Origin of the sequence: Sphingobium phenoxybenzoativorans (assembly GCF_018286635.1) — a bacterium.
GTDB lineage: Bacteria > Pseudomonadota > Alphaproteobacteria > Sphingomonadales > Sphingomonadaceae > Sphingobium > Sphingobium phenoxybenzoativorans.
Genome location: NZ_CP073910.1, coordinates 561,917 through 575,714, shown reverse-complemented (window position 1 = coordinate 575,714; position 13,798 = coordinate 561,917). Strand labels below are relative to the sequence as shown.

Sequence of the window (13,798 nt, the reverse complement as noted above, 5' to 3'; positions counted from 1 at the left end):
GACCATGCAAAGCATGGTGGAGGGGAAAAGCACATGCTCAGGAACATCGCGCCGAGGGCTGAGAACGGAACGACCGGAAGAGCGCGAACCTTGCGTCGCCAAATGACGCTGCCGGAAGTTCTCCTGTGGCGTGAATTGCGCAAACGACCGAGGGGACTCAAATTCCGACGTCAGCATCCGAGCGGCGTCTACATTCTGGATTTCTTCTGTAGCGATGCGCGGCTGGCCATCGAGGTCGATGGAGAGACGCACGCGACGGCGGCGGAACGCGATGGGGTGCGCGACGCCTGGTTTGCCGCCACCGGAATCGCAACGCTGCGGATTCCAGCGCGCGATGTTCTTGGAAATCTGGACGGTGTGTTGATGGCGGTCATGGACGCTGCGGTTGCGCGTCTGCCCCTCCACCACCCTTTGGGTGGTCCCCCTCCCCGAGACAAGCTCGGGGAGGATTTCTAACACCAGCCCTGACATCACATCCGGAACACGCCGAACGCTGCGCGTTCGGGGATGGGCGCATTCAGTGTCGCGGCGAAGGCGATGCCCAGCACGTCGCGCGTCTGCGCCGGGTCGATAATGCCATCGTCCCACAAGCGCGCAGTGGCGTAGTAGGGATTGCCTTCTTCCTCATATTTTGCGCGGACGGGCGCCTTGAAGGCCTCCGCCTGCTCCGGCGTCCAGCTTGCCGCATCGCGATGGACCGTCGCCAATACGCTCGCCGCCTGCTCGCCGCCCATCACGCTGATCCGCGCATTGGGCCAGGTGAACAGGAAGCGCGGGCCGTAGGCGCGACCACACATGCCATAATTGCCCGCGCCAAAGCTGCCACCGATCAGCACGGTGATCTTCGGCACGCTGGCGGTGGCGACAGCAGTGACGAGCTTTGCGCCATTCTTGGCGATGCCCTCCGCCTCATATTTGCCGCCGACCATGAAGCCGGAGATATTCTGAAGGAACAACAGCGGAATACGGCGCTGGCAGGCGAGTTCGATGAAATGCGCGCCCTTGAGCGCAGACTCGCTGAACAGCACGCCGTTATTCGCCAGGATCGCCACCGGCATGCCCCAGATATGCGCAAAGCCGCAGACAAGGGTCGTGCCGTATAGCGCCTTGAACTCGTGAAATTCGCTGCCGTCGACGATGCGCGCGATCACTTCGCGCACATCATAGGGCGCGCGGACGTCATCGGGGATAAGACCGTATAGTTCCTGCGGATCATATTTCGGCGGACGCGGATCGCGCAGATTGACGTCGGGCGTCAGGTCCGGCTGCAGCGTCGATACGATGTCGCGCACGAGGGTCAGCGCATGTTCGTCATTTTCCGCGACATGATCGACCACGCCGGACCTGCGCCCGTGGAGGTCGCCGCCGCCCAGATCCTCGGCGGTGATGACTTCTCCTGTTGCGGCCTGAACCAGCGGGGGACCGGCAAGGAAGATCGTGCCCTGATTGCGGACGATCACCGTTTCGTCCGACATGGCGGGGACGTATGCGCCACCGGCTGTGCAGCTTCCCATCACGCAGGCGATCTGCGGAATGCCCTTTGACGACATCTGCGCCTGATTGAAGAAGATGCGGCCGAAATGCTCGCGATCCGGAAACACCTCCGCCTGATTGGGAAGGTTCGCGCCGCCGCTGTCGACGAGGTAGATGCAGGGCAGGCGGTTCTCCAAAGCAATCTCCTGCGCGCGGAGATGCTTCTTCACCGTCATCGGATAATAGGTGCCGCCCTTCACCGTGGCGTCGTTGCAGCCGATCATCACCTGACGGCCCGACACCCGGCCGATACCGGAGATGAGGCCAGCGCCGGGAATATCCTCGCCATAGAGACCATTGGCCGCAAGTTGCCCGATCTCAAGGAAAGGCGATCCGGGGTCGAGCAGGCGTTCGACGCGCTCACGGGGGAGCAGCTTGCCGCGCGCTGTGTGCTTCTCCCGCGCCTTTTCCGGGCCGCCGAGCGCCGCCTGCGCAACGCGGGCGTGGAGTGCATCCCGCAGCGCGCGGTTATGCGCATCGGCGCGGCGGAACGCTTCGCTGTCCACCTGCGCCTTGGTGTCGAGAACCGGTGCGCTCATGCCCCTATCAACTCCCGGCCGATCAGCATGCGCCGTATCTCATTCGTGCCTGCGCCAATGTCGAGCAGCTTGGCGTCGCGCATATAGCGTTCCACCGGCCAGTCCTTTGTATAGCCAGCGCCGCCCAGCGCCTGCACCGCCTCCAGCGCGACCTTCATCGCATTCTCGCTCGCCAGCAGGATCGCCCCGGCCGCGTCGAAACGCGTGGTCTTGCCAGCGTCACAGGCGCGGGCAACGGCATAGACATAGGCGCGGGCGGAGTTGAGCGCGACATACATGTCGGCGACCTTCGCCTGCATAAGCTGAAACGCGCCGATGGGCTTGCCGAACTGCTTGCGCTCCCGGACGAAGGGAATGACGGTGTCCAGACAAGCCTGCATGATGCCAAGCTGAATGCCCGCCAGCACCGTCCGCTCATAATCGAGGCCGGACATCAGCACGCCCACGCCGCCATTGAGCGGCCCCATGACATTCTCCTCCGGGACTTCGCAATCGTCAAACACCAGCTCCGCGGTTGGGGAACCCCGCATGCCCATCTTGTCGATCTTCTGCCCGATGGAGAAGCCCGGCATATCCTTTTCGATGATGAAGGTGGTGATGCCCTTCGATCCCTCACCGGTCTTGGCGTAGACGACCAGCGTATCAGCATAGGCGGCGTTGGTGATCCAGAATTTCGTGCCGTTGAGGACGTAGCGGTCGCCCTTCTTCTCCGCCTTCAGCTTCATCGATACGACGTCGGACCCAGCCCCAGCCTCCGACATGGCAAGGCTGCCGACATGTTCGCCGGAAATCAGCTTCGGCAGATATTTGGCCTTCTGCGCGTCATTGCCCCAGCGGCGGAGCTGATTGACGCAGAGATTGGAGTGCGCGCCATAGGACAGGCCGATCGAGGCGGACGCCCGCGCCACTTCCTCCTGCGCGACGACATGTTCCAGATAGCCAAGGCCAAGCCCGCCAAATTCCTCCTCGACCGTGATGCCGTGCAGGCCGAGTTCGCCCATGGCGGGCCATAATTCACGGGGAAACCAGTCCCTGGCGTCGATCTCGGCAGCGAGCGGCGCGATCTTGTTCGCGGCAAACTGTGCGGTGCTTTCCCGGATCATGTCCGCATTTTCGCCCAGCGCGAAATCGAAATCACTCATGCCTTCTCTCCTATGACGGATCGGAATAGCGCAACCGGATGCAATAGAAAAATTGAAAGACGCCAAGCATTGTATAGATAGCGTCTATGCTTGACCGTTACCTTCTCCGCTATTTTCTGGCCGTGGTGGACCAGGGCAATTTCTCCCGCGCCGCTGCGCAGTGCAATGTGTCGCAACCTACACTGTCCGTCGGCATAGCCAAGCTGGAGCGGTCATTGGACGCCTCGCTCTTTTCCCGGTCCAGCCAGCGAGTGCAACTGACAGAGGCCGGAAACCGTTTCCTGATCCATGCACGGCGCATAGAGCGGGAGTTCAATCTGGCGCATCAGGCGATGGCCGGCGCTAGCGCGGCCCCCGTGCTGCGGATCGGCATATTGCACAGCATTCCGGGCGCGACGGTCGCCGCCGCCATACGGGCTGCGCGCGGGCAGGACCCGGACGCCATCGTCGAACTGGTCTATGGCAGCGAACGCGAACTTGTGGGCCATCTGGCGCGCGGCCGCATCGAGGTTGCCGCGACGCTGGTGGAGCGCGGCTCCGACAGGTTTCTGGAACAGCCTCTGGCGACGGAGGGCTTTGCCCTCGCCATGGGCAGGGAGCACCGGTTAGCCGCGCGCACCGACATTGCGGCAGAGGAACTGGCGTCGGAGGTGATGATCGTGCGCCGCCATTGCGAGGCGCTGTCCGAAACCAGCCGCTATTTCACCGAGAGAGGCGTGCGCCCGCATTTCGCGCTGCGCTCCACCAATGACGAGCGTGTGCTGCAAATGGTGGCGGCGGGACTGGGGATAACCGTGATGCCCGAAAGCTATACGCATGAAGCAGTGGTGCGGCCGAAACTCGCCGGTTTCGAATTTCAGCGGACGCTGGGTTTTGCGTTCGGCCATGATGCCGAACCGCTGCGCGCGCAGCCGACGCCGCTTCTGGATGCGCTCGGCAAAGCGCTGGCGACGCGCGCCGGTCAATCCCCTGCGGCGGCGCCCTTCTGACGCAGTTTTGCAAATTCGGAACCGCTGTTCCACTCCGGCCAGCGATCGCTGTTCGCCAGTTGCCCGCCGATCATATGGAATAGCGCGACATCCTGCGTCGCGCCGGTCAGATCCCAGTCGGGCGACCAGCTATCGCAATCCTGATGATAGCAGTTGGCCGTGTAGTCGCTCACCCATTTGTCGCCCGCCGCCCGGCCGCCGGAGACCAGATCGGCGCCGCCGCCGATCGCCATCAGCAGCAGGGTCGGCACGCCACGCCGGGCGAGGGAGAAATGATCGGCGCGGTAGAATAATCCGCGTTCGGGCCGGGCGTCCGGCGTCACCGTCCGCCCCTGCGTCTTGGCGGCATCGGCGAGATAGCGTTCGAGCTGGTTCTGTCCCGCGCCGATCAGGACAACATCGCGGGCCGCACCGGCCGTCTGCAACACGTCCAGCGTCATGTTCGCGACCATCCTGTCCGCCGGGTAGAGATTGGACCGGGCGAACCATTCCGACCCCAGCAAGCCCCGCTCCTCCGCCGTCCATGCGGCGAATATAAGCGTCCGGTCGGGCCGCGGCCCGGCCGCGAAAAGGCGCGCCAGTTCCAGCACGCCCGCGACGCCGATGGCGTCATCGACCGCGCCACGCCGGATCGTTCCCTTCTTCGGACCTGGTTTCGGGTCTATGCCATAGGCGTCCCAATGCGCGGCGAAGGATATGGTCTCATCCGGGCGCGTCCTTCCGGGAAGCCTGGCGATCACATTGCGGCTTTCGATACGTTCGCGCGTGACGCCGATATCCGCCGACAGCGTGGACGAAAGGGCGACCGGTTTGAAGCCCCGCCCGCGCGCGGCAATGCGCAGCGCAGCCAGATCAAGGCCGGAGTCGGCGAACAGCCGCGTGGCGGCTTCCCCGGAAAGCCATCCCTGCAAAGCTAGCGCCTCCGGCGCGCCAGCATCCCGCACCAGACCGAAATTCTCGCCGCCCGGCGCGATCACCGTATTCCATCCATAGCCCGCACCCGGCGTATCGTGGACGATCAGCGCGGCAACCGCGCCACGGCGGGCCGCCTCCTCATATTTATAGGTCCAGCGGCCATAATAGGTCATGGCCCGGCCGCCAAAGGCCCCCGCGACCGGTTCGCCCGCTTGCGCATCGAAATCCGGATCGTTGACCAGAAAGACCGCAACCTTGCCCTTCAGGTCGATACCCTTGAAATCATCCCAGTCCCGTTCGGGCGCGGTTACGCCATAGCCCACGAACACCATGGGCGCGGCGGACAGTTGCACATGGTCCGCATCGCGAAGCGTGCTGATGTAGATGTCCCTGCCCTGCGCCAGCGCCTGATCAGCGCCCTTGAGCGTCATGGTGACAGGGCGCGACTGGTCCAACTGCGTGCGGAGCAGCGGCACGGTCTGGGTCCAGCCGCCCTTGTCCCCGCCGGGTTCAAGCCCCAGGCCCTTAAACTGTTCGACGAGATAATCGACGGTCCGGGTCTCGCCTGCCGATCCCGGTGACCGGCCCTGAAACGCATCGCTCGCCAACATCCGGGTGATGGAGGAGAGCCGTTCCGGGTCTACAGCCCCGGCAGCCTTGCCGGTTTGTGGCTCACCTGCCTCGGACGGCAGGGAGGTGCAGCCAGCCCCCAGCAGCAGGACGCCGATAATCGTCGCCAGTTTCGCCTGCATCTTCCGTTCCTTTGCACATGCGCCATCCCCGCGCGTCCTGCCGGGCCGGACGCGGATTAGGGCATAATCCCCTTCGCCTTCAATGGTTGCGATGAACCCGCGCTATCCGGCGATCAGGCGCAGTTGGGGGGCCGGCGCTTCCGGAACCATGTCGCCGGTTCCGTTGGACTTCATGATCCGCACCTTGTCCCGGCCCGCCAGTTTCGCTTCGTACATGGCGAGGTCGGCGCGCTCTATCGCGACTTCCAGCGACGAATCGTCCTCCAGATATTCGGACAGGCCAAAGCTTGCGGTCAGCGGGTAGGAAATGCCCGTGCCGTCCCAGTCCGCGCCAGCGAAAGACCGGCGCACGGCCTGCGCAAATCCGACGGCTTCGTCCGGCCTCGTCCGGGGCAGGTGGATCAGAAACTCCTCGCCACCGAACCGTGCGGCGATCGCTCCGGGCGGAAGGTCGGCGCGGATGGTGGCGGCGAAGGCGGTGATCACCGCATCGCCCACCGCATGGCCATGGGCGTCATTGATACGCTTGAAATGGTCGATGTCGCAGATGACCACGCAACCCGGCACCTTGCCCCGCCGTTCGCGCAGGGCCACCGCATCCCAGAAACCGCGGCGGTTGAGCAGCCCGGTCAGCGGATCGGTGAAGGCGTCGCGCTGATAATCGGCGACGACGCGCGAGACGCTTGCCGCCAATGCGGTGAGCGCCATCACTGGGGCGAGCATGCTCGCCAGCACCTGCATGAGAAAGGCATAGTCAGTGGACAGGAACGCCGCCCGCTGATCCGACGGCGTGGTCAGCATCACGGTCGTTCCGCGAGAGAGCGTGTCGAGCGCGACAAGGCTGACGGCCGCGAACAGCGCATGGTCGACCTTTCTGCGCATCCGCCGGGCCATGACGCCCAAAGGCAGGGCGATAAGCAGGAAGCAGCCAAGATCGGACGCGGCAAGTTCCAGCCGCAGGCTGTGCGATCCGAAAATCGCGAACGCGCAAAGGCCCACGGAGACAGCCCAGATCGCCATGCGGACAAGGCGCATATCCTTCGCGCCCGCATGCTGAAGGATGCCCTGACCATAAAGGTAGAAGGAGGTGGCAAAGAGGGCGTCGGCAAGAAGCGCCCAGAAGCGTGATGGAAAATATGGCGCTATCACGGGAATGCAGAATGCGACCCCGCCGCATAGATAACCGGCGCCCCACGGCAGGGCGTTCCGTGCGCCCCAGCGCCAGGCGAACAGGAATGCGCCACCGAAAACCGCCATGATGATCGGCAGGAGAAAGGCGAAATGTTCGTCCAAAATGTCCCCGGTCCTGCACCGGCGGAGAGTTTCCACCATGCGCCGCAAAGCGCTGCATTACGGTGCGGGGCGTTAAGATTTCATCGCCATCGCCCTTAATTTTCAACGCTTTTCACGTTTCCCGATTGATGTCCGGTAATGATGAGCGGCTTTTCTTTGGGAACTAACGTGCCTGCCGGAACGTATCCCTTTCACGTTTTCCCGGCATTGCGTCGAGCCTCTGCCCGAAAAACGGGACAGCATGGGGGCGTTTCGCGAGCGATGCGGATTATTGATGCCGGGCTAGGCACCTGCATTGCGGTGGCGATGGCGGGACAGGCTTGTCCGGTGCACGCGCAGGATGCGCCACCGCAGAACGGGGCATCGTCCCCGGCCGTGGACGAAACGCCGATCATTCCCAACGACAGTTTCGAGCAGCGCCTGCCGCCGATCAGCGACGGTCAGGAGACGCCCCTGCCCAGTGTCGATGAATTTATGGACAAGGCGGCCGCCGATACGCCGCCCGCGCCCACGCTTCCCCCCGAAACCGCGCCGCCGGAGGATATGGAGCTGACCAGGCCGCTCGCGCCGCTGAACGGGTTCGACGTGACGCCAGTCGAGGTCGCCGCCGATCCAACGCCGGATGCGCCGGACGCCATCGCCTACACAATAGCGATCGAGGGCTTCAAAGGGACCGGGCTGGAGGATGAGTTCAACGAGTTGAGCGCCCTGCGCAAGGGCAAGGGGAAGGCGGATACCGCCGCGATGGTGCTGGCGCGAGCGCGGGAGGATGAGGCGCTGGCCATACGCCTGCTACACTCGGCGGGCTATTTCGATGCGTCGGCCCTGTCCACAGTCGATCAGGCGACGGCGGACAAGTCCAAGGGAGGGCCCTCTCCTGTCAATCCACCGCTGAACGCCATCGTCACGGTGACGCCGGGCAAGCAATATGTGCTGGGCGAGATCGTCGTGCAGGCGCAGGCGACGGAGCCGCCGGACCTGATCCGCAAGTCGCTGCCGCTGAAATCCGGCGACACGATCACGACCGAACGGATCGAGGGAGCAGAGGCGAATGTTAGCCTGCAATTGCCCCGGCAGGGCTATCCCTTCGTCAAGCTGGGCGACCGGGACATCGCGCTGGACGGGCAGACGCTGACCGGGGACTATACCCTGCCGGTCGACACCGGGCCGCGCAGCAGCTTCGGCGGCATCACGACCAGCGGCGACCTGGCATTTGATGCGGAGCATATCGGCGTGCTGGCGCGGTTCGACCGGGGCGAACTGTACGACAGCCGCAAGGTGGACGACCTGCGCAAGGCGCTGGTCGCGACCAGTCTGTTTTCCAGCGTGTCCGTCGAGCCGAAGCCGACCGGCCAGCCCGGCCCGGACGGGACCGAATATGTCGAGCTGCAGGTGGAGCAGGACGCCGGACCCGCGCGGACGCTCGCTGGCGAGGCGGGATATGGCACGGGCCAGGGGTTCCGCGCGCAGGGAAGCTGGACCCACCGCAACCTGTTCCCGCCGGAAGGCGCGCTGATCCTGACCGGCGTCGGCGGTACGCAGGAACAGGGGATCGGCGCGACGTTCCGCCGGGCGAATGCGGGCAAGCGCGACCGGACGGTGCAGGCGGGCGTCAACCTCAGCCACCAGAATTATGCGAGTTACGAGGCGTTCACCGCCGGGATCAGCGGCAGCATATCCCGCGCCTCCACGCCGATATTCCAGAAGCGGTGGACATGGTCCTATGGCTTCGAGATTCTGGGATCAAACGAAACCACGCTGAACGAGACGACCGGGGAGACGCGGCGGCTGACCTACCTGATCGGGGCGCTGCCAGCGCAGATCGGCTATGACCGGTCGGACGACCTGCTCAACCCGACGAAGGGGTATCGCGCTACCCTGCGCGTGTCGCCGGAGGCATCATTGCAGGGCAATGTCTCGCCCTATGTCCGGGCGATGTTCGACCTGTCGGGCTATTATCCCGTATCAGAGAGCATAGTGATCGCGGCGAGGACGCGGGTAGGGACGATCACCGGCGTCAGCCGCGCGGACATCGCCCCGTCCCGGCGCATCTATGCGGGCGGCGGCGGATCGGTGCGCGGCTTCGGCTATCAGGAACTGGGGCCGAAGGACGCGAACAACGATCCGATCGGCGGCCGGTCCGTCAATGAGTTCGCGCTGGAGGCGCGCTACCGCTTCGGCAATTTCGGAATCGTGCCGTTCGTGGATGCGGGCCAGGTCTATGATTCCAGCATGCCCAAATTTTCCGATATCCGTTTCGGCGCGGGCATTGGCGGGCGTTTCTACACCAATTTCGGGCCGTTCCGTGCGGACATCGCCATGCCGATCAACCGCCAGCCGGGCGAGTCCAAGTTCGCGCTCTACATCGGCATAGGGCAGGCCTTCTGATGGCGGAGGAAAAAGCCATCGCGGAACGCCCCGCGCCGGACAAGCCGCCGCTATGGAAGCGGATCGCCAAATGGGCGGGCATCGGCGTCGTGAGTCTTGTCGTGCTGATCGGCCTGATCCTGCTTGGCCTTAACACCGCGCCGGGCAAGCGTTTCCTGGTGCGGGAGATCGGGGCGCTGAAGCTGGAATCCGGCATGGCGATAGAGATCGGCCGGATCGACGGGTCGATCTACAGCGACATGACGATCCGCAACCTCATCCTGCGCGATCCCAAGGGCATATTCGCCGTCAGCCCGCAGGTGAAGGTGGTGTGGAAGCCCTTCCGCTACCTCAACAACCATATCAGCGTCAGCGAATTGACCGCGCCGCTGATCGCGGTCTCGCGCCTGCCGCAGTTCAATATGGTGGAGAGCGACCCCAATGCGCCGCTGCTGCCCGACCTCGACATCGACGTCGACCGGCTGACGATCGACCGGCTGATCCTGGGCCGGGCGGTGACGGGCGAGCGGCGCATCGTCGCGATCAGGGGCAGCACCCATGTCGCGGACGGGCGCGCGCAACTGGAGACGAATGCACGCGCCGACAGTGGCGACCGGCTGACAGCGAAGCTGGACGCCGTGCCCGCGCAGAACCGGCTGGCGATGCAGGGCGAGCTTTATGCGCCCGCAGGCGGCGTGGTCGCGCGCATGGGCGGCCTGACCGACGAGATGACGGTGAAGCTGGACGGCAAGGGAAGCTGGCAGAGCTGGGCCGGGCGGCTGGTCGCGACATCGCCGAAGGGCGAGCTGGCGTCGGTGGCGCTGGTGGCGCGGGACGGCACTTTCACCGCGAAAGGGCCGCTTCGTCCGGGCCTGATCATGGAGGGGCCGGTCCAGCGGCTGACCGCGCCGGCGCTGGACGTGGACATGACGGCCGCGCTGGCCGAACGGCGGGTCAATCTGCGCGCGTCGCTCAAGTCCGACGCGCTGGCGGCGAGCGCGAACGGGCTGATCGACCTTGGCCAGAGCAAGTTCGGCGCGCTGAAGATCGACGCGCGGCTGCTGACCCCCGGCGCCATCATGGAAAAGGTGCGCGGGCAGGATGTGCGGGCGTCGGTAATCCTGGACGGGCCGATGGCGACGCCGTTCATCGACTATGACATTTCAGCGAGGCAGATCGCCTTCGACGCGACGGGGATCGAGAATCTGAAAGCCAGCGGCCGCGCGGTGATCGACGCCGACCGCATTCGCATCCCCGTCAACGCCACCGCCAGCCGCGTGACCGGGCTGAACGCGGCGGCGGGCGGGCTGCTCACCAATTTGCGGGTGAAGGGCGATTTCGCCTATGCGGGCGGCAAGCTGATCAGCGACAATCTGAAGATCGACAGCGACAAGATCGACGCGACCGCCCTTGTGCTCGCCGATATTCCCAACGCCCTGTATCGCGGCGCGCTGAAAGGTCGGGTCAATGATTACCGGATCGACGGGGTAGGTATCGTCAACCTGACGACCGACGCGAAGCTGGAGCCTGGTCCCAAGGGCGGGTTCGGCATCAGCGGGCGGTTCGGCGTACGCACGTCGCAGCTTGAAAATGCGTCCTTCCGCGATTTTCTGGGCGGCAATGCAATCTTCAGCGGAAAGGTCGGCATGACGCCGGAGGGCGACTTCACTCTGGCGGAACTGAAGGGCGGCGCGCCCAATTTCACAATCCTGTCCGGCAGCGGGCGATATGAGACTGACGGCGCGATCGCCTTCGATACCGCCGCCAATTCCCGGCAATATGGGCCGCTGGCGCTGACGGTGCGCGGCACGGTCGACCGGCCGCAGGCAGTGCTGCGCGCCGCCCGGCCCAATGTCGGCGTCCAGTTGACCGATGTCGTCGCGAAGCTGAACGGCGAAGCGGCCGGATACCGGCTGGAGGCGACCGGCGGGTCGGAATATGGGCCATTCTTCGCCAATATATTGGTTCGCACGGCCAAGGGGCCATTGACCATCGACATCAGCCGCGCGCGTTTTGCCGGCGTCGATATGGCGGGCACGCTGCAACAGACGCAGGCGGGACCGTTTGCGGGCAGGCTGAGCCTCAACGGATCGGGGATCAACGGCGCGGTGCAACTCGCCAGCCTGTCCGGCAAGCAGAGCGCGACGGTGAAGGCGACAGCCAGCAATGCGAAGCTGCCCGGCGACAATGACGTGGTGATCGGCCGTGCGCTAATCGATGCCTCGGTCATATTGTACGACACGCCGCAGGTGGTGGCCGACGCCCAGTTCGCCAACACCCGTTATGGCGGTCTGGTCATCCGACAGGCGCGCGGCAAGGTGAATTATCGCGGCGGGCGCGGCACGGCGCAGCTTGTCGCGGACGGCAATAGCGGGGTGCCGTTCACCCTGGCCGTGAACGCCGCGCTACGCCCCAACCTCTATGCCGTAGCGCTGAACGGCCGCGCCGATCGGATCGACTTCCGCCTGGCCAAGCCCGCAATCATCCGCAGCAGCAGGGACGGATATAGTCTGGAACCCGCGCAGATCGTCACGCCGCAGGGCACGATCGACATTGCCGGACGGTTCGGCAACAGGACGGAGGCGCAGGCGCGGTTCAAGGATTTCGACCTGGCCGTCGCCAACATCTTCACGCCGGGCCTGGGGATCGGCGGCAAGGCGACCGGGACCGTGGATTTCGTACAGAGCGGCAACGCCTTCCCGGCGGCGACCGCGCGCCTCAACATCGCGGACTTCACCCGGTCCAGCCTGACGGCGGTGTCCGACCCGGTGGCGATCAGCGTCGAGGGCAAGCTGCAGCAGAATGGCGCGGACCTGCGCGCGCTGATCCGTAAGAACGGCACGGCGCTGGGGCGGCTGGTGATGACGATGCAGCCGGTGGGCAGCGAGGGGAGCTGGACGGAAAGGCTGATGGCGGCCCCGCTGGGCGGCGGCGTGCGCTATAACGGCCCGGCGGATGTGCTGTTCTCCTTCGCCGGACAGCCGGACCAGCAACTGACGGGCGGGATCGCGCTCGCCGCCGATTTCAGCGGCAGGGCCAGCGACCCGCGCGTCAACGGCCTGATCCGCGCCAATGCCCTGACATATGAGAATGAGACGTTCGGGACCAAGGTGACGAACATGCGGCTGGACGGGCGTTTCAGTAACGACCGGCTGGAGATACGCCAGTTCAGCGGCAAGGCGGGCGAAGGCACGGTGCAGGCGAGCGGCACCGTCGGCCTCGCCGCCGCAAGCGGTTTCCCGATGGACATCAATGTGACGCTGGACCACGCCCGCCTCGCCCGGAGCGAGTCCCTTGGCACTATCGTCAGCGGCAAGATGGCGATCACCAACAGCCAGGCCAACGGTGCGCTGGTGTCCGGCGATCTGCGGATACCCGAACTGCGCTATCAGGTCGCCTGGCAGGGCGGCGCGCAGGTCCGCGACCTGAAAGGCGTGCGGCGCAAGGACCAGCAGGTGGACATCACCGCACGGCCCGCCGCCGCCGCGCCGCCCAGCCTGTTCAAGCTGGACATCCGGGTGCGCGCCGACAACCAGATCTACGTTTCCGGCATGGGGCTGGAATCGGAATGGAAAACCGACATGCGCGTCACCGGCACCACCGCCGATCCGCGCGTGGTGGGCAAGGTGCAGATCGTGCGCGGCACCTATACCTTCTCCGGCAAGCGGTTCGAACTGACGCGCGGCGAGATCGACTTCACCGGCGGAGCGATGACCAATCCGGCGATCTTCATCACCGCCACCACCAATGTCGAGAAGGTCGTCGCCGCGATCAACGTGACCGGCACCGCGCAGAACCCGGAAATCGCCTTCACCTCCGTACCCAGCCTGCCGCAGGACGAGGTGCTGTCCCGCATTCTGTTTGGCAGCAATGTCAGCAACCTGTCCGCGACGCAGGCGATCCAGCTCGCCGCCGCGCTCAACGGCCTGCGCGGCGGGGGTGGCGGGTTGAACCCGCTCGGCAAGCTGCAGGGCGCATCCGGCGTCGACCGCCTGCGCATCCTCGGCTCCGACAGCGCGACGGGGCGCGGCACGGCGCTGGCGGCGGGGCAGTATCTGACCAACAATGTCTATGTGGAGATCATCACCGACGCGAAGGGCTTCACCGCGACGCAGCTTGAGGTGGCGCTGTCCAAGGCGCTCAGCATCCTGTCCCAGACCGGCGGCACGACGGGCACTTCGGCCAATCTGCGCTATTCGAAGGATTATTGAGAGGCGGAGCTCCGGTTACATGATGACGTGCTCCTGCGCAGGCAGGAGCCCAGACCC

The 13,798-nt window shown here is 65.1% G+C and carries 8 protein-coding genes; 4 read left to right on the top strand and 4 right to left on the bottom strand.

Annotated features, from left to right (window positions below):
• The first annotated feature begins 33 nt into the window (after positions 1–33).
• The gene (locus tag KFK14_RS02905; protein WP_212609813.1) at positions 34–456 is read left to right on the top strand and encodes an endonuclease domain-containing protein; all 423 of its coding nucleotides are present in this window, start codon (positions 34–36) and stop codon (positions 454–456) included.
• 14 nt (positions 457–470) lie between these two features.
• On the opposite strand, the gene KFK14_RS02900 is transcribed toward KFK14_RS02905, so the two are convergent.
• Together KFK14_RS02900 and KFK14_RS02895 are read right to left on the bottom strand one after the other, a co-directional pair.
• Positions 471–2,072, bottom strand: coding sequence for a carboxyl transferase domain-containing protein (locus KFK14_RS02900; RefSeq protein WP_212609812.1), 1,602 nt, complete (start codon positions 2,070–2,072; stop codon positions 471–473).
• Positions 2,069–3,214: an isovaleryl-CoA dehydrogenase gene (locus tag KFK14_RS02895; RefSeq protein WP_212609811.1), complete on the bottom strand. Its 1,146-nt coding sequence runs from the start codon at positions 3,212–3,214 to the stop codon at positions 2,069–2,071. Before KFK14_RS02895 ends, KFK14_RS02900 begins: the two co-directional genes overlap by 4 nt.
• Positions 3,215–3,300: 86 nt before the next feature.
• Here KFK14_RS02895 and KFK14_RS02890 point away from each other — a divergent pair, with 86 nt between their 5' ends.
• Positions 3,301–4,203 (top strand): LysR family transcriptional regulator, encoded by a 903-nt coding sequence (locus KFK14_RS02890; protein ID WP_212609810.1) that lies wholly within the window; start codon positions 3,301–3,303, stop codon positions 4,201–4,203.
• Here the strand turns inward: KFK14_RS02890 and KFK14_RS02885 are convergent.
• Both KFK14_RS02885 and KFK14_RS02880 read right to left on the bottom strand, forming a co-directional pair.
• Positions 4,176–5,870: a M28 family metallopeptidase gene (locus tag KFK14_RS02885; RefSeq protein ID WP_212609809.1), complete on the bottom strand. Its 1,695-nt coding sequence runs from the start codon at positions 5,868–5,870 to the stop codon at positions 4,176–4,178. The two genes, KFK14_RS02890 and KFK14_RS02885, sit on opposite strands and share 28 nt — an antisense overlap.
• Before the next feature lie 102 nt (positions 5,871–5,972).
• Complete coding sequence (locus KFK14_RS02880) at positions 5,973–7,163, bottom strand: GGDEF domain-containing protein (protein ID WP_212609808.1); 1,191 nt, start codon at positions 7,161–7,163, stop codon at positions 5,973–5,975.
• Between the two features lie 261 nt (positions 7,164–7,424).
• Between KFK14_RS02880 and KFK14_RS02875 the strand changes: the two genes are divergently transcribed.
• Both KFK14_RS02875 and KFK14_RS02870 read left to right on the top strand, forming a co-directional pair.
• Positions 7,425–9,551, top strand: coding sequence for an autotransporter assembly complex protein TamA (locus KFK14_RS02875; RefSeq protein ID WP_425516651.1), 2,127 nt, complete (start codon positions 7,425–7,427; stop codon positions 9,549–9,551).
• The gene (locus KFK14_RS02870) at positions 9,551–13,741 is read left to right on the top strand and encodes a translocation/assembly module TamB domain-containing protein (protein WP_212609807.1); all 4,191 of its coding nucleotides are present in this window, start codon (positions 9,551–9,553) and stop codon (positions 13,739–13,741) included. The genes KFK14_RS02875 and KFK14_RS02870 overlap by 1 nt, the downstream gene beginning before the upstream one ends.
• Positions 13,742–13,798 lie beyond the last annotated feature (57 nt).

Bases quoted from the DNA above. Each gene is read 5' to 3' on its own strand.
- KFK14_RS02890 (WP_212609810.1), top strand. From the start codon at position 3,301: ATGCTTGACCGTTACCTTCTCCGCTATTTTCTGGCCGTGGTGGACCAG.
- KFK14_RS02875 (WP_425516651.1), top strand. From the start codon at position 7,425: ATGCGGATTATTGATGCCGGGCTAGGCACCTGCATTGCGGTGGCGATG.
- KFK14_RS02900 (WP_212609812.1), bottom strand. From the start codon at position 2,072: ATGAGCGCACCGGTTCTCGACACCAAGGCGCAGGTGGACAGCGAAGCG.
- KFK14_RS02905 (WP_212609813.1), top strand. From the start codon at position 34: ATGCTCAGGAACATCGCGCCGAGGGCTGAGAACGGAACGACCGGAAGA.
- KFK14_RS02870 (WP_212609807.1), top strand. From the start codon at position 9,551: ATGGCGGAGGAAAAAGCCATCGCGGAACGCCCCGCGCCGGACAAGCCG.
- KFK14_RS02895 (WP_212609811.1), bottom strand. From the start codon at position 3,214: ATGAGTGATTTCGATTTCGCGCTGGGCGAAAATGCGGACATGATCCGG.
- KFK14_RS02885 (WP_212609809.1), bottom strand. From the start codon at position 5,870: ATGCAGGCGAAACTGGCGACGATTATCGGCGTCCTGCTGCTGGGGGCT.